The following is an 18,668-nucleotide window of genomic DNA, read 5'->3' on the forward strand; positions in this document are numbered from 1 at the left end:
CGGGCAAAACTAAAACAGACTTATGCCGAAGCGGTTTTACTTTAAATTGTGAACAATATGTTAATTGGCAAAAAAATGATTGAAATGTGATAATTATCACAATATAATGAACATATAAAGTGAAAAAAATCACATTAACAAACGTTTTATACAAAAAAAGGCTTTGCAAATTGGAGGAGGAAGAAACTATGAAAGTAGCCGTTATCGGATGCACCCACGCAGGAACCGCCGCCATTGTCAATACAGCCCAGCTGTACCCGGAAGCCGAGATTACCGTGTATGAGCGCAACGACAACATCTCGTTCTTGTCCTGCGGCATAGCGCTGTATGTCGGAGGCGTTGTGAAGGACCCGCAGGGGCTGTTCTATTCGTCCCCGGAGAAGCTGGCTGAGCTTGGAGTCAAGACCAACATGCGCCATGAGGTTGTCTCCGTCGATACAAAGAACAAAACGCTGCGCGCCCGCAACCTGAACACGGGCAAGGAATTTGACGACACCTACGACAAGCTGATTGTAACGACGGGTTCTTGGCCGATCGTGCCGAAGCTTGAGGGAATGGAGCTTGATAATATTCTGCTCTCAAAAAACTTCCATCATTCCAATACGATTATCGAAAAAGCGCAGCGAGCGAACCATATCGCCGTCGTGGGAGCGGGCTATATCGGCGTCGAACTGGTCGAGGCATTCCAGCTTAACGGCAAAAAGGTTACGCTGATCGATGCGGAGACGCGCATCCTGAGCAAATATCTGGACGCCGAGTTTACGAATCCGATCGAACAATCGCTGAAGGATCACGGTATCGAGCTGGCGCTCGGCGAGAAGGTCAGCTCCTTCAAAGGCGAAGACGGCAAGGTAACGACAATCGTTACGGATAAGGGCGAATACAAAGCGGATCTCGTTATCCTCTGCATCGGTTTCCGTCCGAACACGGAACTGCTTAAGGGGCAGGTCAATATGCTGGACAACGGCGCGATTATCGTGGACAACTATATGCGCACCAGCGCGCCGGATGTCTTTGCTGCCGGAGACAGCTGCGCCATCCATTACAACCCGACCGGCAAAACAGCCTACATCCCGCTGGCCACCAACGCCGTGCGTATGGGCACGCTGGTCGCCCGCAATCTGGTGAACAATACGATACCTTACATGGGAACTCAAGGGACTTCCGGCATTAAAATTTACGAAGACAACATCGCCGGAACCGGCTTGACCGAAGCTGCTGCCAAGCACGAAGGAATCAATGCCGAAGCGGTCATGATTACGGACAACTACCGTCCGGAGTTTATGCCGACTTTTGAGGAATTGCAGCTTAAAGTGGTGTTTGAACGCGACACGCGCCGGATTCTCGGAGCACAAATCATGTCGAAAATGGATTTGACGCAGTCGATCAATACGATCTCCGTCTGCATCCAAAACGGGATGACGGTCGATCAGCTCGCCTTTATCGACTTCTTCTTCCAGCCCCATTACAATAAGCCGTGGAACTTCCTGAACACGGCAGGACTTCAAGCGCTGCCGAAATCAGTGGAAAGCAAACAGCCGGTCAGAGCGTAAACGGCCGGCGGCAGGGGTACTAGCTAAATCGAACTATCCATTATATCAACCGGAGCCGGATGCGGCTCCGGTTTTTTATGTTTTTCGGGAGCTGGCCCAAGCTTAACTCAGACCGAATTAAGGGTTGCTTAACGCCATAATTGTATGCACTTTTTTACAGTTTTCGGAAGCGGTTTAAAGTTTGACACACTGGTGAAAAATTTCACTAGTGGTTTTCTTGAGTGATAATTATCACGTAAATGTGGGGGGCAAAGAGCTACAATGGGCGTAAAGGAAAAATTTAAAGTAAATAGAAGGAGACAGGAACCATGGCTTATAACAAACCGCAGCAAATAGCGGAAGTAACGGTGGAGAACGGCATCAAGAAGGCGCATAACCCTCTTGCCACCGTACTTATTCTCGGATTTTTAGGGGGAGCGTTTATCGCCCTGGGATTTTTGCTTGATATCCGCGTCATCGCCAGCGCGCCGAAGGAATGGGGATCCATCGCTAACTTTATCGGGGCCGCAGTGTTCCCGGTCGGGCTGATTCTCGTGCTTCTGGCAGGCGGCGAACTGTTGACCGGCAATATGATGGCTGTGCCGCTCGCATTGATGTCGAAGAAGATTTCATTCGCAGAAACCATTAAGAATCTGATTCTTATTACGCTGAGCAATTTGGCGGGCGCGCTGTTCGTGGCTTATTTCTTCGGCCATATCGTCGGTCTGACCGCCGACGGCGTTTATCTCGATAAGGTAGTCGACATGGCGGGACATAAACTGGACGCCACCTTCCTGCAAGCTTTTATTTCGGGTATCGGCTGTAACTGGCTGGTTGCCCTGGCCGTTTGGCTGTCCTACGGCGCCGACAATTTCAGCGGCAAAATTCTCGGCATCTGGTTCCCGACCATGGCTTTCGTTGCCATCGGGTTCCAGCACGTTGTCGCCAACATGTTCCTGATTCCGGCGGCCATTTTCGAAGGCCATTTCACATGGGGGCAATACGTTGGCAATTTCATTCCGGTCTGGCTCGGCAACCTAACAGGCGGAGCGCTGTTTGTAGCCGCCGCCTACTGGAACGCCTACCTGCGCAAATCGCCTGCTGCGGTTCAATCGCTTGACAGCGTGGCTTCCGCCGGCGTGAAGAAGCACGCTTAATAACCGGCGATTAATGCTATAATTTTTTTATACTGCAATGCCTGAACCAATCAAGGGTACCGTCTCCGGAGGAGCGGTGCCCTTTTGTATGAGCAAACACCCAAGGCAACACAAAATTCGCCGTAATCGCTAACGGTCCGGGGGAACGAAACCGAGGCTTACGGCGAAAAAATAGGGAGTATTTCATGTTTTCTATTACCCGGCTTTCACCGGTTCGAATCAGCGGGAGCGTCCCCGTTTTGCTTTACGAATAGAGATATTCGATTATACAATAAAAGCAGCAAATACGAGGAGGGCTAAGCGGCATGAACAAACTGGAGAATGGCGTATTTCCAGCCGTATGCTCACTGGATTGTCCCGACACTTGCGGGCTTCTTGTGCATAAGATAGACGGCAAAATTGTAAAAATCGAAGGAAACCCTGAGCACCCGGTCACCCGGGGCGCCATCTGCAACAAGGTTAGGCATATGGCGCAGCGTATCCACCATCCGGACCGTCTGACTACCCCGCTTCGGCGTGTGGGGCAAAAAGGGGAGGCTGTGTTCGAGCCGATAAGCTGGGATGAAGCGATCGCAGAAATCGCCGGCAAATTCCGCAGTCTGTCGGAGGAATATGGCCCGGAGAGCATTTTACCTTACAGCTTCTACGGCAACATGGGCGTGCTAAGCGTGGAGGGAATGGACCGCCGGTTCTTTAACGCGCTTGGAGCGAGCCGCCTGGAGCAGACGATCTGCAACGCCGCCGGAAGCGCGGGCTGGAAATACACGATGGGCTTCAGCGGCGGGACAAGCCCGGAGGATATCGTGAACGCTGATCTGATCATCGTCTGGGGAGGCAATATCGTCAGCACGAATATGCACCAGGTAGTGCTGGCCGAGCAGGCCCGTAAGAAGGGAGCCAGAATCGTCGTCATCGACGTTCACAAGAACCGCACGGCACAGTGGGCCGACTGGTTCCTACCGCTCTATCCGGGGACGGATGCGGCGCTGGCGCTCGGCATCATGCATATTTTATTCCGCGACGGGCTGACGGACGCGAGTTTCCTCAAGACTTATACGGTGGGGCATGAAGAACTGCGGAAGCAGGCGGAAGAGTATACGCCGGAGGCTGTGGCGGCCATTACGGGCATCCCAGCTGAAGACATTGAACAGTTGGGTAAACTGTACGGTGAGGCGACGGTGTCTTTTATCCACATCGGCAACGGGCTTCAACATCACGACAACGGCGGCATGGCGGTGCGCAGCATCGCCTGTCTGCCGGCGCTGACCGGACAGTGGCTGAAGACGGGGGGAGGCGCAATCAAGGGCAACGGCGGGTATGCCGCGATGAATTCCCGGGCGCTAGAGCGTCCTGATCTTCGCCCGAACCCGCGGGCGCGGAGCATTAATATGAACCGGATCGGTGAAGCGCTTGAAATGACGGAGCAGCCGGTGAAGGCGCTGTTCGTCTATTGCAGCAATCCGGTTGTCGTCGCGCCGGAAGCGGAGCGGGTGCGGCGCGGATTCGCGCGCGAAGACCTGTTCACGGTCGTGCATGATCTTTTTCTGACCGATACCGCGAAATACGCCGACATTGTGCTGCCCTCAACGTCGACTTTTGAGAATACCGATTTGTATAGTTCTTACTGGCATCACTATATCCAGGTTCAGGAGCCGGTGCTGGCAGCCCCGGGAGAGTGCAAAAGCAACGTCGAGCTGTTCTCCCTGCTTGGAAAGGCTATGGGCTTTGACGAGGAAGCCTTCGGGCAAAGCGAGGAGGACATGATCCGCGAGGCGCTGGACTACCCGCGCAATCCTTATCTGAACGGAGTTACGCTGGAGCGGCTGAAGGCCGAGCGGCATGTCAAACTGGATATGGCGCCCAAAGAGCGGTACCTGGACAATCTGCCCACGCCTTCCGGCAAAATTGAGCTGTACTCCCGGGCGATGGAGAATGCGGGACTGCCGCCGCTGCCGGTCTACACTCCGCTTGTCGAAGGCTTTGACGGCATTCGGCGGCCGGGCAAGGAAGTACAGTATCCGCTGATGTTCATCTCGCCGCCTAACCACAACTTTCTCAACTCTACCTTCTCCAATATCGCTAAGCATCAAGCCTTAGAGAAAAGGCCGACTCTGCAAATTCACCCGGCGGATGCCGCGGAACGGGGGATTGCCGACGGTGATGAGGTCAAGGTATATAACGACCGCGGCGTGATCGAGATTTGGGCGTCGGTAACCGACCGTATGCTGCCGGGCATCGTTATCAGCCAGGGACTGTGGTGGGAAGGCAAGGACCGCCCGCAGCGGAGCAATGTGCTGACACCCTCCCGGCTGAGCGATATGGGCAAGGGCGCAACCTTTTTCTCAGCTACCGTTGAAGTTGAACTGCGTTAAAGCGTCAATGCATATGCTTGCCCTGAACGTCTGTTAGACGTAATACTAGATAGCATTAATGACACATAGATTACAGGGGATGTATAGGCAGATGAGGTTTTTGGATGACTACCCTAGAGAAATAAAAGTATTTCTGATCGCAAGCTTGATTAACGCGACCGGCAGCGCGCTGATGTGGCCGCTGGTTACGATGTATGTATTTGACGAGCTGGGACGGAGCATGCAGGACGCCGGACTCGTTATTTTGATTCAGTCAATTGGCGGGATTGCCGGGCAACTGCTCGGCGGCGCCCTGTATCATAAAGTCGGGGTGAACAAGCTGATTGTCGGCGCGCTGGCCATGAATGCGCTGGCTCTGTTCGCCCTCCCGGCGGCAAGCGCAAGCTGGACGATGTTCATAATCGCAATGGGGCTGGTGGGACTGTTTGGCGCGCTCTCGATGCCCGCGATCCAGGCGTTCATCGGCTTTCGGTTCGCGGAGCGGCGGGCCGAGCTGTTCAATATCGTCTATGTCGCTAACAATATCGGAGTGGCGGTCGGAACGGCGCTGAGCGGATTTCTGGCCGATATCTCCTATATGCTGAGCTTCGTGATGAACGGCGTCACCTCTGCCGTATTTGCCGTTTTTTTCTTTGTGTATCTGAGAAAAGTGGGCAGCGTGCAAGGACCGGTTCCGGGCGAATCCAGGAGGGCGCAGCCGCGGGCCGTTTCGAACTGGGAACTGATGGGCAATACACGGATCTATCTGTTTATGGCCCTCGGTTCGCTGTTTCTGCTCATCGGCAACTCCATCTGGAATACGGGAGTGTCGCCATTCATCATTTCGGAAGGTTTGCCGAAGAAATATTATGGCTTCCTGTGGACTCTAAACGGCATTCTGATCTTCGCCGCCCAGCCGCTGGTCGGCCTGATCAAGCGCTGGTTCGCGGCCGGATCGGCGGCGCAGATGACGGCGAGCGCCGTCTTTTACCTAAGCGGCTACGCCGTCATCCTGACGATGCCGAGCTATGCGGGAATGCTGCTCGCGATGCTGCTGACGACGCTTGGCGAAATGCTCATTGCTCCTGCCATGCCGGCGTTTATCACGGAGCATGCCTCGCTGGGCGCTCCATTCTATCTGGGCCTCACAGGAGGAATCGGAGCGGTCGGCAGGGTGCTTGGACCTTACTTCATGGGCGGCCTGTTCGACGCGGGAGGCCTGGCGCCGACCGCCTGGCTGGCCTGCGGCGTTGCGGTGCTGGCTGTAGGGTTTTTCGTGATTCATGCGTACGGCAGCAGACGCGGCGCGGTGCTTGCGGAACCGGCGGAAACGGTGAAATCGGCCTGACCGTAGCATGGGATAGAAGCTTCAATACATCGGTGCTTGTTCAATGCGCCGCCTACTTGCAAGGGGGATACCAATATGCTTCACATAGACAGAGATACGCTGTCGATCCGGCTCTCCGAGCTTCGCGATGTTCGCGAGCTGATTATGCTGGATCATCTGATATGGACCGAGGATACGGCTCCAGCGGCTTTGTCGTGGCGGTCGAGCGAGGACTATTTGCTGCATGCGCCTCCCGGCTCCCAGCTTGTGGCGGTAAAAGAGGACAAGCTGTGCGGCTATGTCGGCTTCGGCTGTCCTACCGGTATGAAGAGCAACCGGCATGTCTATGAGATTCATATTGCCGTTCATCCCGAACGGCAGCGTTCGGGAATCGGCCGGGGCCTGATTGAGGCCGTCAAGAAGCTGGCCGCTGAGCGCGGCATCCGCAGGCTTCGGCTGCGCGCGCTTTCCTGCAATGTCCCGGCTCTGGCTTTTTATCACAAATGCGGTTTCCGGGAAGAAGGGCGGCTGCGCGAGGAATTTTATCTTGGGGGCCGGTATGTGGACGAGGTATTTATGAGCTGCCGCCTCATGTAGGCACCGAATAGACGAGCGGAAGAACGGACGAACGACAGAAAGAAGCGAACAGAAAGCGGGGTTGGTCATGAAAATCATGTCATTGAACGTAGGAATGCCGGTAACGGCCCTTTATCACGGAAAGACGCTGGAGACGGGCATATACAAATTTCCTGTGGAAGGCCCCGTGCGTCTATCGGCAGACGGGCTGACTGGGGACGGACAAGCCGATCTGGTCAATCACGGAGGCCCGGACAAGGCCGTCTGCGTGTATCCGTCGGAGCATTACGCCTACTGGGAACAATGGCTTGGCAAAAAGCTGGACTGCGCCGCCTTCGGAGAAAATCTGGCGACCGCCGGGCTGCTCGAAACGGAAGTCTGCATCGGCGACATTTATGAGATCGGGACCGCGCTCGTTCAGGTAAGCCAGCCCCGATACCCCTGCTTCAAGCTCTCGCAAAAGCACGGCCCGGCGGAATTTCCCGCTGAGGTGCTGAAGACGGGCTTCAGCGGCTTCTATTTCCGGGTGCTTCGCGAAGGGGAGCTTGCCTCTGGCTCGGCGATAGTGAAAGTCTCCTCTGGGGACGGAGGAGTGCCGGTTTCCCGCGTGCTGCACATGATGGCGACCGGGCGCGGGGACAAGCGCGGCCTGGAAGAGCTTGTCCGGCTGGACAGCCTGGCGTCCGGAATCCGGTCACGGTTCCAGGGGTGGCTGGACGGGCCGGAGTAAGAGGGGGCCTTAACGGGCCGCCCTATTTTTTGGCAGCCATTTCAGCCCCGTCCTGAAACGGCACCAACCCGTATTCCGTGCAGACCGTGAGATATTCCTTATGTACGGCGCTGCTTTCGTCGGTATACATATTCCAGAAAAGGGCCAGCCGTCCGTCCGGTTTAAGAGCAAGGGCGCTCTTTCGGCTGCATTTCCTGTTCACCTCGCCTCTCTCATTACCGGAGCAGCTTCCACTCGCTCCGCAGCATGCCGTATATGGCATGGTTGACATAGCCGGTCGGGAGCTTCTCGGCTTCCCGGATCACGCCCTCCAGCACGAAACCGAGCCGCCCGGGAATGGCGCGGCTGGAGGTATTGCCCGTGGCGCAGCGGATTTCTACCCGGTTAAGCTGAATTTCCAGCAGGGCATGGTCGATGAACACCCGGCAGGCGCTGGTCATGTAGCCGTTGCCTTCAAAGCTTTGCCCCAGCCAATAGCCGATGCCGACGGACCGGTTGTGCCAGTCAATTTCATGAAATCCGATAATGCCGGCCATCTCGCCGCTTACCCACAGGCCGGCGGTAAATCCTCCGTTGTCGCTGCCCTGACGGGTGGCGGTTTTAATAAAAGCCGTCATATGCGACACGTCCGTCACGCTGTCCACCCAGGGCAGCCATTTGCGCAGACGCTCCCTTGATTGATCTACAAGTCCAAGCAAGGCCCCTGCCTGCTCCGCCGCCAGAGGCTTCAGGACAAGCTCATCATCGATCACAAAATGGAACAAGCTGCCGCCTCCCTTTGTTCTGTGAATGTCTCCAGCGGTGACGCTTATTTACGGGATGCTTTCCATTCCAGGGCATAGATATCCTCTTCCAGCCCTTGCATCCGCTGCATTGTCAGGGTCCGGCAGTCGCTCAGCGCCTGGTTGTAGACGGCCGGTCCGAGCTCATTCACGAAAAAGTCCAGCAGGCTGTCCGCCGCGAGACGCCCGATGCTCTCGCCGCGTTCAAGCTCGAAATATTCCTGGATATGATCAAGCATCGTTTCCCGATGCTCTTTTGGCATTTTGATCGGTTTCATTTTTCAACCTCCCCTTGAACCTCATGCTACTCCATGACCCGGCGGGAAGTCAAAAGGAACCGGCCCCTTGGCAGGGTATGCCATTTTATTGAACAATCCCGGCGTAACGGGTATATTAATAGGAAACCTGTTTATACAAGGAACAAGGATAAGAATTAACGAACGAAAGGTTGATTGCTGTGGAGAACCGGAGCACCCCCTCCAATTTCATTAAAAATGTCATTACCGAAGATCTCCGCTCTGGCAAAGTTAACGAAGTCGTTACCCGGTTCCCCCCGGAACCGAACGGCTATCTGCATATCGGACACGCCAAGGCGATCTGGATCAATTTCACGCTTGCGGGCGAGTTCGGAGGCAAGACGAACCTGCGCTTTGACGATACGAATCCGCTCAAGGAAGATACGGAGTATGTCAAATCGATCGAAGAAGATGTGAAATGGCTCGGTTACACTTGGGAGAACCTGCGCTTCGCCTCCGACTATTTCGAAGAAATGTACAAGCGGGCGGAGCTTTTGATTAACAAGGGCAAGGCTTACGTCGACGATCTCAGCGCTGACGAAATTCGCGAGCTTCGCGGCACGCTGACCGAACCGGGGAAGAACAGCCCTTACCGTGACCGCAGCGTAGAAGAGAGTCTCCATCTGTTCCGCCGCATGCGCGCGGGCGAGTTCAAGGACGGCGAGAAGGTGCTTCGCGCCAAGATCGATATGGCTTCGCCGAACATCAACCTGCGCGATCCGGTCATTTACCGGATTTCCCATGCCCATCATCACAATACGGGCGACAAATGGTGCATTTACCCGATGTACGCGTATGCGCATCCAATTGAGGATGCCATCGAGAGCGTGACGCATTCCCTCTGTTCCCTGGAGTTCGAAGACCAGCGCCCATTTTATGACTGGGTTATCGCCGAATGCGAAATGCCTGCCGCGCCGCATCAATATGAATTCGGCCGCCTGAATCTTGAGCGGACCGTAACGAGCAAGCGGAAGCTCAAGCTGCTGGTGGACGAAGGTCATGTCGACGGCTGGGACGACCCGCGCATGCCGACGATTTCCGGTCTCCGCCGCCGTGGATACACGCCGGAAGCGATCCGCGCCTTCGTATACGAGACCGGCATCTCCAAAAGCCAAGGCCTGGTCGATCTGCAAATGCTGGAGCATTTTATCCGCGAGGATCTGAAACTGAAGGCTCCGCGCACGATGGCGGTGCTTCGTCCGCTTAAGGTCGTCATTACCAATTATCCCGAGGGTCAGGTCGAATGGCTCGAAGCGGAGAATAACAGTGAGAATGAGGAAATGGGCAGCCGGAAAATTCCGTTCTCCCGCGAGATTTACATTGAGCGCGACGATTTTATGGAGAATCCGCCGAGTAAGTATTTCCGGTTGTTCCCGGGCAATGAAGTGCGCCTGAAGCATGCTTATTTCATCAAGTGCAACGAAGTGATCAAGGATGAGAACGGCGAAGTGACCGAGCTCCACTGTACCTACGATCCGGAGACAAAGAGCGGCACCGGGTTTACCGGCCGCAAGGTGAAAGGGACGCTGCACTGGGTGGAGGCAAGCCATGCCGCTGCGGCGGAATTCCGCCTGTATGAGCCGCTGATTCTCGCGGAGGAACCGGAAGGCGAAGGAGAAGCCGATGAGCTGGAAGGTGCGGTCAAGCCCGCGCAATCGTTCCTGGATCAGCTGAACCCGAAGTCGATCGAAATTCTGCATGGCTTCGTGGAGCCGGAGCTGAAGGACAGTGAGCCGCAGGACAAGTTCCAGTTCTTCCGTCACGGTTATTTTAACGTCGACAGCCGGTATTCGCAGCCCGGCAATCCGGTCTTCAACCTGATCGTTTCGCTCAAGAGTTCGTACCACCCGCCGAAGCAGGGCTAGGCTGAAATCATAAGACAAGCAGAAGAAACGGCTGCCGCCCGAAAGCGTGACAGCCGTTTTTTTTGCAATTCAAAGAGTTTAACCCTTTAATAAATAACAGAGAGGAATGAGGATTTGATGGCTTTTTCTTTAAAAGTGGAGCGGCAGATGGATGCTTTGCCTGAAGTTCTTTTTCAAGCGTGGACCCGGCGGTTTGACCGTTGGTTTGCGGCGCCCGGTTCGGTGATTATGCAGGGTGAAGTTAGTACCGTATTCTTTTTTGAGACCATCTCCCGCACCGGGACGGACAGCGTGGTTCGGCGTCATCCCCATTACGGCCGGTTTCTCAAGCTCGAACAAGACCGCCTTGTTGAAATGACTTGGGTTACGGGAGAGGGGGGGACGAAAGGAGCCGAGACGGTTGTCACGGTCGAGCTGGTTCCCCGGCACGGCGGCACGCTGCTAAGACTCACGCATGCGGGATTTTATGATGAGGATTCCAAAAACGCGCATGAGCAGGCATGGCCTTTCGTATTGGAGCAGCTGGATAAACAAATGGCCGGAGAGACTTCATAAAAGCGGGCTAAACCCCGTCTTCTTCATGTGTATCCTCGGTCACCGCGTGGGGCCGGTAATCCTCCCATTTGACGAACAGCCACATGCCTCCGTATCCAAACGCCCCGATGAGCGCGAGGAAGACGCAGAATTCGTACATGCTCTGGGCGCCGAGATACTGGAACAGCCATCCGCCGAGGACGCCGCCCAGCATTCCCGAAATCCCGCTCCAGGACAGCGTATAAAGAGCTTGTCCGGAGGAGCGGTATGGCCGGGGAATGAGCAGCATCGTCAGCTCGGTGCCGACATAGAAGAAGCCACCGAATGTTACCGAATGCAAAATTTGAATGAGCGCCACCTCAAGCGGCGTCGTCGACTGCGCCATCAGCCACCACCGCAGCGCGAACAACAGACTGACCAGCGCCAGCCAGCCGATGAGAACGGAGATTTTGCGACGCAAATAGCGGTCGCACAGCATGAAGACGCCCACTTCAACGATGGAGGAGAGGAACACGGCCAGTCCGACCATCGTCTTGGAACCTCCCATATCGTTGATATACAGCGACATGAACGTATTGTTCACCGTGTTGGGAATCGATACCAGAATGCCGAAAAAGATAAAGAACAAAAAATAAGGATTCATAAACAGCACGCGAAAGCCTCTGAACGGCATCGGTGCAATCCCGATGGAGTGGCGCAGCTTCGGCAGAGTGGCGAGCGATACCATGGACAACCCCAGCAGGACCGCGAACAGATAGGACAGCACCGAAACGCCGCCGTACTGCACGATAGGGCCTGCGGCTATAGCCGTCAGCGCCCAGCCAAGTGAGCCCCACAGGCGGAAGGAGCCGAAACGGTGTTCCGACCCGTAGATATAGCTTAAGACCAGCGTGTTGCTCTGCGCGAACAGCGGAGTCTGGCAGAAATAGAACAGGATGATCGCGGTATAGATCGTTTCATATGTATTTGCCTGAAATATAAATTGGGAAAACAAAAGCGTCCCCGTCAGCATCAGCAGGACGATAACCCGGATATTGTGATAACGGCCGGTCCATATTCCCCAGAACGGGTTGGCGAAGATCGAAACGAATGGGCCGATTGACATCAGCACACCGATTTCCAGCTTGTTCATCCCTACGTCCTGTAAATAAAGTTGAAAGAAACTGGTAAAGAGAACCATGGTTCCGTATACGAAAAAGTTAAACCATTTTAAAGATGTGAAGGTGGATCGGTTTCCAATATTTTCCTGCAAGTTGGATGCTCTCCTCCCGCAATTGCTGTGCATGTTGAATCAGAGCCGCCATAGCCGCTATTATCACTGTAACATTAGTTGAAAAGGTATACAAACCAGCTTTTTCTGATTTTGCCAAATGTATGTGTTTTATAGGGGGGTATTTACTTTTATTAAAAATAATTTTGGAAAAGGAGACATTATTATGATGCAAATTGCCGGAATCATCATCGCCGGAGGCCGCTCCAGGCGGATGGGCGCCGACAAAGCGCTCCTGGAATTCGGCGGCATTCCGGCGATTGCCCGCGTTGCCGCCGCGCTCGGTGAAATCGCGGAGCCGGTGACGGTCGCCTGCGGAGAGAAGGAGCGGGAGGACTACCGTTTCCTGCGGCTTCAGCAGGCTGCGGACCGCTTCCCCGGCTGCGGTCCGCTGGCGGGACTCCATGCAGGCATGAGCGTTTCGCCAGTGGACTGGCATTTTGCCGCCGCCTGCGATTTGCCGTTCGCTTCCGCGGCGTTTATGCGGTATATCATGGACGCTTTGGAACGGAGCACCGGGCGGGCTGCGGCCGTGCCGGTCTCTGTCTCGGGCAAAGTCCAGCCGCTGCTGGGGCTGTACCATAAGTCTACCCTTCCGGGATTGGAAATGGCCTTATCCAAGGGAAGATTCAAGGTCATGGAATGGCTGGAGAGTCTGGATGTGCTGTATGTCCCGGAAGCGGGCTTTGCGGGCGCTTTGGACGGAGGGCCGTCTCCCCTGCTCAACATGAACACTCCGGAAGATTACCGCGCCGCCGCGGATTGGCTAGTTTAACTTCAGTTTACAATGAAGGCGTATTTTGTCATTATAAATCCGACAAGAAGGGAAGGACCTTTAATGACGAACTCAACGTCGACGGATCGAAAGAGCATCCGTTCATTTCTGAAATTGCTTAAAGAAACGAAGCCGCCGTATGGCCTGTTGGCCCTGGCTATTACCCTTAGCGTCATTTCCACGCTGGTGTCCCTCGTTATTCCCATGTTTACCAAAGGGCTGGTCGACGGCTTCTCGCTGTCTTCGGTAAGCCGGATGCAGATCGCCGGAATCGCGGGCGCTTTCGTCGCCCAGACCATTGCCGCGGGCGTGTCCGTCTATCTGCTGAACTATGCGGGGCAGAAGATCGTGGCCGGTCTCAGAGACCGGCTGTGGCGCAAGCTTCTTGCGCTGCCTGTCTCCTATTACAACGATATCCGGACGGGGGAGAGCGTCAGCCGCATGACGAACGATACGGGCATCATCAAGTCGCTTGTATCGGAGCATGCCGCCAGTCTGTTCACCGGACTCATTTCCATCATCGGCTCGATCTCGGTCCTCTTTTATTTGAATTGGAGAATGACGCTGGTTCTGTTCACCGTGCTGCCTCTTTCGGCGCTGATTCTCGTTCCGCTGGGCCGGAAGATGTACAAAATTTCCAAAGGAATGCAGGATGAGACGGCATCCTTCACGGCGGTGCTGAGCGGGGTGCTGTCAGAAATCCGGCTCGTCAAGGCGTCCGGAGCGGAGCCGCGGGAATACGAATCCGGAAAAAGCGTCATTAAGAACCTGCTCTCCTACGGCATACGCGAGGGCAAGGTCAGCGCATGGATCACTCCGCTTGTCTCGTTCGTATTTATGATGCTGCTGGTCGTCATTATCGGTTACGGCGGCGTGCAGGTATCCAGCGGCGCGCTGACGGCGGGGGAGCTGGTCGCTTTTATCCTGTATCTGATCCAGATCGTAATGCCGCTCACCCAGCTGACCACCTTCTTCACCCAAATTCAGAAAGCCATGGGCGCTTCGGAACGGATCATGGAGACGCTGAAGCATGAAGAAGAGAACTATGAAGGGGAAGAGATGGCGGACGGCGGGCGCCTGCCGATTGCGCTGGACAATGTCACCTTTGGGTACAAAAAAGGCGAGTCCGTACTGAACAAGGTAAGCTGCTCCATCGCGCCGGGTGAGGTAACGGCGATTGTCGGCCCAAGCGGCGGCGGAAAGACGACGCTGTTCTCCCTGCTGGAACGCTTCTATGAGCCGCAGGAAGGCGTGATCCGGCTTGGCGGCAAGCCGATTTCCGATTTCTCGCTGTCCTCCTGGCGCGGCGGCATCGGCTATGTCTCCCAGGAAAGCCCGCTGCTGGCCGGGACGATTGCCGACAATCTCCGCTACGGACTTGGCCGCGAGGTCGATTTAACGGAAATGCGGAAGGCGGCGGCTATGGCGTATGCCGACACCTTTATCGACGAACTGCCGGACGGCTATGACACTGATGTCGGCGAGCGCGGCGTGAAGCTGTCCGGCGGACAGCGGCAGCGGATCGCAATCGCCCGGGCGTTGCTGAGAGATCCGAAGATCCTGATGCTGGACGAAGCCACTTCAAGCCTCGACAGCAAATCCGAGGCGGTTGTGCAGAAGGCGCTGTCCAATTTGATGAAGGGCCGGACGACGATCGTAATCGCGCACCGCCTGTCTACGGTGGTGAATGCCGACCAGATTCTTTTTATGGAAAAAGGCGAGATTACCGGCAGGGGAAGGCATGAAGAGCTGCTGCGGGAGCATAAGCTCTACCGCGAATTTGCGCAGCAGCAGCTTCAAACGGCCGATACGGAACCACGGGAACACGGCGAAGAGGAGGAGAGTGGCGGACATGGCAAAAATACTGGTGGTGGACGACGATCCGCACATCCGCGAGTTGGTAGCCGTATTTCTGAAAGCTGAGGGCATGGAAGTGTGCGAGGCTTCCGACGGAAGGGAAGCGCTGGATTTTCTTGAAGACCATCCGGTTGATATGGCCATTCTCGATGTCATGATGCCGAATGTGGACGGCTGGCAGCTCTGCCGCGAGCTGCGGAAGGCCTACGATTTTCCGCTGCTTATGCTTACGGCCAAAGGCGAAACTTCGCAGATTGTGAAGGGGTTTGAACTGGGAAGCGATGATTATCTCGTAAAACCGTTTGAGCCCCCGGTATTGATGGCCCGCGTCAAAGCGCTCTTGAAACGGTATCAAATTTCGGCTGCCCAGAGCGTTGCCGTCGGCAGGCTGAAGATGAACCGGAAAACCTATGAAATTCAATCGGATGAAGGCATTTTAACGCTGCCTTTGAAAGAGTACGAGCTGCTGTTCAAGCTGGCCAGCTATCCGGGACAGACTCTGTCGCGCGACCGGCTGATCGAGGAAATCTGGGGATACGACTATGAAGGCAACGAACGCACGCTGGACGTTCACATCAACCGGCTGCGCGAGAGGTTTCCGGGCGAGCGGTACGGATTCGCCATCCGCACCGTGCGCGGCCTGGGGTACCGGCTGGAGGGCGCGGAATGACGCGGCGGGAGCGGGCAATCGGCGGGTAAGCCTCCCGAGAGAGAGCGCCTTGAGAGAAGGCGTCCCGAGCGGACAGTCAGGCCCCCCAGTCCGCGCAGTGAGCGGTCCCGGCCATCTGCCGAAGGGCACGGATTGAAACGGCTGGGGAGAGCTGTACGGGGATTGCTCGGAATGCTGGCCGCATTTGCCTTCCTTGTCGGCTCATGGACAGCTGCCTACTTCATCCTGAAGAGTCTGTTCCGGAGGTTCGGCGCTCCTTCCTCAGACTTTGTATCGCAGCTGCTCGGCATTCTGCTCGGATTCTTTATTCTGTTCTGCATCGGCGGCCTGATTTCCCTGTTTAGCAGGGGACGGCAGAGGGCCTTTTATATCCCGATTATGAACGCCATCCGGCGGATTGCCCAAGGCGATTTTACCGCCAAGGTGGAAGACGTCGAGCGCTACGGCCAGTTCGGCGAGCTGGTGGAGGGAATCAATGAAATGGCCAGCGAGCTGAGCCGGATGGAGACGATGCGCCAGGATTTCATCTCCAATGTATCACATGAAATCCAGTCGCCGCTCACTTCCATCCGGGGCTTCGCCCGCGCGCTGCGCAGCGACGAGATCAGCCGGGAGACCCGGGAGCATTATTTGGATATCATCGAGGCGGAAAGCGCCAGGCTGTCGGGAGTGAGCGACAGTCTGCTTAAGCTGTCGGTGCTGGAGTCGGGGAACTTTCCGTTTGAAGCGAAGCCTTTCCGTCTGGATAAACAGCTTCGGAATATGATCCTGGCCTGCGAGCCGCAGTGGATGGGCAAAGGGGTCGAAGTGGAAGCGGAGCTTGCGGAAACGACGGTGACGGCGGTGGAGGATCTGCTGAGCCAGGTCTGGACCAATCTGCTGCATAACAGCATCAAGTTTACTCCGGCGGGCGGGACGATCACCATTTCCGCGCGTCCTCTGAATGGGGGAGCGGAGGTCGTGATCTCCGATACCGGTACAGGCATCGGAGAAGAAGATATGCCCCGCATCTTTGAACGGTTCTACAAGGCGGACAGGGCGAGAAGCGCGGGCGGCGGGGGCAGCGGGCTGGGACTTTCGCTGGTGAAGAAGATCATCGACCTTCACCAGGGTGAAGTCCGCGCGGAGAGCCGGGCAGGCGAGGGGGTGGTGTTTGTTGTTACGCTGCCCGGGCCTGCGGGTAAGCAGCAGACATAGCGCATTCGGATGGTTGCCGTCGCCCGGCAGAAAAAGATGTGCCAGCCGTGAGGCGTTCAGATTGCGCAGGCCCTGTCGTCCGAGGCCCCGGCGGTTCAGATTCGCAGGCCCTAGTCACGCGGATTTGCAGGAATTGTCGTCCGAGTCCCAGTCCCTTGACTGGCCCGGCCCAAGCTGCCCTCCTAGCGTCAGGACAGCCGATTAAACCGGCGGAAAAGCTCCGCCAGCTTGGCAAGTCCCCGTTCCAGTCCGGACGGGGAAGCGTAAGCGTAGGACAGGCGAAGATGCCTTGCGTCGGAACGGTCGTACAGATCGCCGGTATTCAGCAGCAGGCCTTCCGCAAGCGCCGCGCGGAAAAGCTTCGGCAGCGGCACGGGCCGGTTCAGGCGCAGCCATATATAGAAGCCGCCCGCAGGCTTGCTCCATGCCGCCAGTCCGGCAAAATGGCGCTCCAGCAGCTCCAGCATCAGATCGCGCCGCCAGCGCAGCGCGAGGCGCAGGGCGCTGCAATGCCGTTCGTGGCAGCCGTCCTCCAGCCACTTGGCCGCCGCAAGCTGCGAGAGGGAGCTTGCGCCGTAGTCGGTCTGCATTTTGATATCGGCGAGACGCCGGATCACCTGCTCGGGACCGGCAACCCACCCGATACGCAGGCCGGGGCTGGCGGATTTGGACAGAGTGCCCAGGTGCAGAACGCTTCCGGTTTTGTCCAGAGCCTTCAGCGGCGGGGGAGGAGGGGCATCCAGCCACAGGTCCTGATAGGCTCCGTCCTCCAGGACCGGCAATCCCAGCGCGGCGGTCTGCTCCATCAGTTCCCGCCTCCGCTCCGCATCCATGAGAATGCCCGTCGGATTATGAAAGGCGGGAATCGTATACAGTAGCGCCGACTTGGTTCGAACGGCCGCGTCCTCCAGTCCTTCCGCGATGAGGCCCCGGCCGTCCATGGGCAGTCCGTACAGCTTGACCCCAGCCGACTGAAAAGAATGAATGGAGTACAAATAGGAGGGCTTCTCCAGCAGAACGGTCGATCCCTTAGGCAGCAGGCCGAGGGAAATCAGTTGAAAGCCTTGAAGCGCCCCGGAGAGAATCAAAATCGAGGAGGGGTCCGCCTGAATGCCGCTTCTGCCCAGCTCGGCGCTGAGCGCCCGCCGAAGCCGTAGGCTGCCGAGCGGCTCCTCGTACGCCAGCGGCAGCTCGTCCCGGGCCAAGTCGGCCAGAATGGAGCGCATCTGTTCTCCCGGCAGCAGCTCGGGAGCGGGCTCTCCGGTTCCGAGCCGAAGCAGCTCCGGCTGGAACTCCAGGCGGTTGATCGCCTGAACGGCCGGCAAATTGGGATAATGGATGCCTTCCTCCACATAATCGTTCCAGCTTCCGGCCGTCCCCCGGTTTGCTTTCTCCGAGGCTATCCTCGTGCCTCCACCCTGCCTTCCTTCGATGAGTCCGAGCCCGGCGAGTTGGCCGAGCGCCGCTACAACCGTGCTGCGGTTGACGCCAAGCTGACGGGCCAGCTCGCGCTGCGGCGGCAGCTTCATACCCGCCGGCCAGTCGCCGCAGCCGATTTTGGTGCGGAAATATCCGGCGATTTGCGCATAGAGCGGCAGCGGCGAGGCTAGGTCCGGGCGCCAGTCTACCGAAGAAATGCCGGCGCTGTGCCGCATGAAAATCTCTCCCTTTTTATAGAAACCTTGGTCTGTCCTTTAAATTAAGAAACGGTTGCCGTCCTACTGTCCGGACGATGCAGCCGTTTCTTTT

17 protein-coding genes are annotated in these 18,668 nt (G+C 56.4%); 12 read left to right on the top strand and 5 right to left on the bottom strand.

Annotated elements, in window-relative coordinates:
* The first annotated feature begins 188 nt into the window (after positions 1 to 188).
* The 6 genes from EH198_RS15885 to EH198_RS15910 all read left to right on the top strand — a co-directional run bounded on the left by EH198_RS15885 (position 189) and on the right by EH198_RS15910 (position 7,673).
* Complete coding sequence (locus tag EH198_RS15885) at positions 189 to 1,553, top strand: FAD-dependent oxidoreductase (RefSeq protein ID WP_124696498.1); 1,365 nt, start codon at positions 189 to 191, stop codon at positions 1,551 to 1,553.
* Between the two features lie 308 nt (positions 1,554 to 1,861).
* Positions 1,862 to 2,689, top strand: coding sequence for a formate/nitrite transporter family protein (locus EH198_RS15890; RefSeq protein ID WP_124696499.1), 828 nt, complete (start codon positions 1,862 to 1,864; stop codon positions 2,687 to 2,689).
* Between the two features lie 305 nt (positions 2,690 to 2,994).
* Positions 2,995 to 5,061: a molybdopterin-containing oxidoreductase family protein gene (locus EH198_RS15895; RefSeq protein ID WP_124696500.1), complete on the top strand. Its 2,067-nt coding sequence runs from the start codon at positions 2,995 to 2,997 to the stop codon at positions 5,059 to 5,061.
* Positions 5,062 to 5,152: 91 nt separating this feature from the next.
* Positions 5,153 to 6,388: an MFS transporter gene (locus tag EH198_RS15900; protein WP_124696501.1), complete on the top strand. Its 1,236-nt coding sequence runs from the start codon at positions 5,153 to 5,155 to the stop codon at positions 6,386 to 6,388.
* Positions 6,389 to 6,463: 75 nt separating this feature from the next.
* On the top strand, positions 6,464 to 6,964 hold the full coding sequence (locus EH198_RS15905) for a GNAT family N-acetyltransferase (protein WP_124696502.1): 501 nt from the start codon (positions 6,464 to 6,466) through the stop codon (positions 6,962 to 6,964).
* A gap of 67 nt (positions 6,965 to 7,031) precedes the next feature.
* The gene (locus EH198_RS15910; RefSeq protein ID WP_124696503.1) at positions 7,032 to 7,673 is read left to right on the top strand and encodes an MOSC domain-containing protein; all 642 of its coding nucleotides are present in this window, start codon (positions 7,032 to 7,034) and stop codon (positions 7,671 to 7,673) included.
* Between the two features lie 22 nt (positions 7,674 to 7,695).
* Here the strand turns inward: EH198_RS15910 and EH198_RS15915 are convergent, their stop codons facing one another.
* Genes EH198_RS15915 through EH198_RS15925 form a run of 3 tightly spaced genes read right to left on the bottom strand, consistent with a single transcriptional unit; the run spans position 7,696 to position 8,733 of the window.
* On the bottom strand, positions 7,696 to 7,875 hold the full coding sequence (locus EH198_RS15915) for a hypothetical protein (RefSeq protein WP_124696504.1): 180 nt from the start codon (positions 7,873 to 7,875) through the stop codon (positions 7,696 to 7,698).
* 13 nt (positions 7,876 to 7,888) lie between these two features.
* The gene (locus EH198_RS15920; RefSeq protein WP_124696505.1) at positions 7,889 to 8,437 is read right to left on the bottom strand and encodes a GNAT family N-acetyltransferase; all 549 of its coding nucleotides are present in this window, start codon (positions 8,435 to 8,437) and stop codon (positions 7,889 to 7,891) included.
* A gap of 44 nt (positions 8,438 to 8,481) precedes the next feature.
* A complete protein-coding gene (locus EH198_RS15925) occupies positions 8,482 to 8,733 on the bottom strand; it encodes a DUF2164 domain-containing protein (protein ID WP_124696506.1) in 252 nt (83 codons plus the stop codon).
* 179 nt (positions 8,734 to 8,912) lie between these two features.
* On the opposite strand from EH198_RS15925, the gene EH198_RS15930 reads away from it, so the two are divergent.
* Together EH198_RS15930 and EH198_RS15935 are read left to right on the top strand one after the other, a co-directional pair.
* Positions 8,913 to 10,616, top strand: a complete 1,704-nt coding sequence (locus EH198_RS15930; RefSeq protein ID WP_124696507.1) for a glutamine--tRNA ligase/YqeY domain fusion protein — start codon at positions 8,913 to 8,915, stop codon at positions 10,614 to 10,616.
* Between the two features lie 117 nt (positions 10,617 to 10,733).
* Positions 10,734 to 11,171 carry an SRPBCC family protein gene (locus EH198_RS15935; protein ID WP_246014365.1) on the top strand — a complete coding sequence of 146 codons (438 nt, stop codon included), beginning with the start codon at positions 10,734 to 10,736 and terminating at the stop codon, positions 11,169 to 11,171.
* A gap of 7 nt (positions 11,172 to 11,178) precedes the next feature.
* On the opposite strand, the gene EH198_RS15940 is transcribed toward EH198_RS15935, so the two are convergent.
* Entirely contained in the window at positions 11,179 to 12,435 is a 1,257-nt protein-coding gene (locus tag EH198_RS15940; RefSeq protein ID WP_185702917.1) for an MFS transporter, read from the bottom strand.
* Between the two features lie 151 nt (positions 12,436 to 12,586).
* On the opposite strand from EH198_RS15940, the gene mobA reads away from it, so the two are divergent.
* The 4 genes from mobA to EH198_RS15960 all read left to right on the top strand — a co-directional run bounded on the left by mobA (position 12,587) and on the right by EH198_RS15960 (position 16,919).
* On the top strand, positions 12,587 to 13,195 hold the full coding sequence (mobA, locus tag EH198_RS15945) for a molybdenum cofactor guanylyltransferase (RefSeq protein WP_185702918.1): 609 nt from the start codon (positions 12,587 to 12,589) through the stop codon (positions 13,193 to 13,195).
* A gap of 63 nt (positions 13,196 to 13,258) precedes the next feature.
* Complete coding sequence (locus tag EH198_RS15950) at positions 13,259 to 15,118, top strand: ABC transporter ATP-binding protein (protein WP_124696510.1); 1,860 nt, start codon at positions 13,259 to 13,261, stop codon at positions 15,116 to 15,118.
* On the top strand, positions 15,048 to 15,722 hold the full coding sequence (locus tag EH198_RS15955) for a response regulator transcription factor (protein ID WP_124696511.1): 675 nt from the start codon (positions 15,048 to 15,050) through the stop codon (positions 15,720 to 15,722). The genes EH198_RS15950 and EH198_RS15955 overlap by 71 nt, the downstream gene beginning before the upstream one ends.
* A 132-nt stretch (positions 15,723 to 15,854) precedes the next feature.
* Positions 15,855 to 16,919 (top strand): sensor histidine kinase, encoded by a 1,065-nt coding sequence (locus EH198_RS15960; RefSeq protein WP_124696512.1) that lies wholly within the window; start codon positions 15,855 to 15,857, stop codon positions 16,917 to 16,919.
* 188 nt (positions 16,920 to 17,107) lie between these two features.
* On the opposite strand, the gene EH198_RS15965 is transcribed toward EH198_RS15960, so the two are convergent.
* Positions 17,108 to 18,574, bottom strand: a complete 1,467-nt coding sequence (locus tag EH198_RS15965; RefSeq protein ID WP_124696513.1) for an aminotransferase-like domain-containing protein — start codon at positions 18,572 to 18,574, stop codon at positions 17,108 to 17,110.
* Positions 18,575 to 18,668: the final 94 nt, after the last annotated feature.

This window comes from Paenibacillus rhizophilus (assembly GCF_003854965.1).
Classification (GTDB): domain Bacteria; phylum Bacillota; class Bacilli; order Paenibacillales; family Paenibacillaceae; genus Paenibacillus_AQ; species Paenibacillus_AQ rhizophilus.

What these genes read in the sequence shown, in the direction of transcription:
- EH198_RS15885 (WP_124696498.1), top strand. Translation starts at nt 189, where the DNA reads ATGAAAGTAGCCGTTATCGGATGCACCCACGCAGGAACCGCCGCCATT.
- EH198_RS15890 (WP_124696499.1), top strand. Translation starts at nt 1,862, where the DNA reads ATGGCTTATAACAAACCGCAGCAAATAGCGGAAGTAACGGTGGAGAAC.
- EH198_RS15895 (WP_124696500.1), top strand. Translation starts at nt 2,995, where the DNA reads ATGAACAAACTGGAGAATGGCGTATTTCCAGCCGTATGCTCACTGGAT.
- EH198_RS15900 (WP_124696501.1), top strand. Translation starts at nt 5,153, where the DNA reads ATGAGGTTTTTGGATGACTACCCTAGAGAAATAAAAGTATTTCTGATC.
- EH198_RS15905 (WP_124696502.1), top strand. Translation starts at nt 6,464, where the DNA reads ATGCTTCACATAGACAGAGATACGCTGTCGATCCGGCTCTCCGAGCTT.
- EH198_RS15910 (WP_124696503.1), top strand. Translation starts at nt 7,032, where the DNA reads ATGAAAATCATGTCATTGAACGTAGGAATGCCGGTAACGGCCCTTTAT.
- EH198_RS15925 (WP_124696506.1), bottom strand. Translation starts at nt 8,733, where the DNA reads ATGAAACCGATCAAAATGCCAAAAGAGCATCGGGAAACGATGCTTGAT.
- EH198_RS15935 (WP_246014365.1), top strand. Translation starts at nt 10,734, where the DNA reads ATGGCTTTTTCTTTAAAAGTGGAGCGGCAGATGGATGCTTTGCCTGAA.
- EH198_RS15940 (WP_185702917.1), bottom strand. Translation starts at nt 12,435, where the DNA reads ATGCACAGCAATTGCGGGAGGAGAGCATCCAACTTGCAGGAAAATATT.
- mobA (WP_185702918.1), top strand. Translation starts at nt 12,587, where the DNA reads ATGATGCAAATTGCCGGAATCATCATCGCCGGAGGCCGCTCCAGGCGG.
- EH198_RS15950 (WP_124696510.1), top strand. Translation starts at nt 13,259, where the DNA reads ATGACGAACTCAACGTCGACGGATCGAAAGAGCATCCGTTCATTTCTG.
- EH198_RS15955 (WP_124696511.1), top strand. Translation starts at nt 15,048, where the DNA reads ATGGCAAAAATACTGGTGGTGGACGACGATCCGCACATCCGCGAGTTG.
- EH198_RS15965 (WP_124696513.1), bottom strand. Translation starts at nt 18,574, where the DNA reads ATGCGGCACAGCGCCGGCATTTCTTCGGTAGACTGGCGCCCGGACCTA.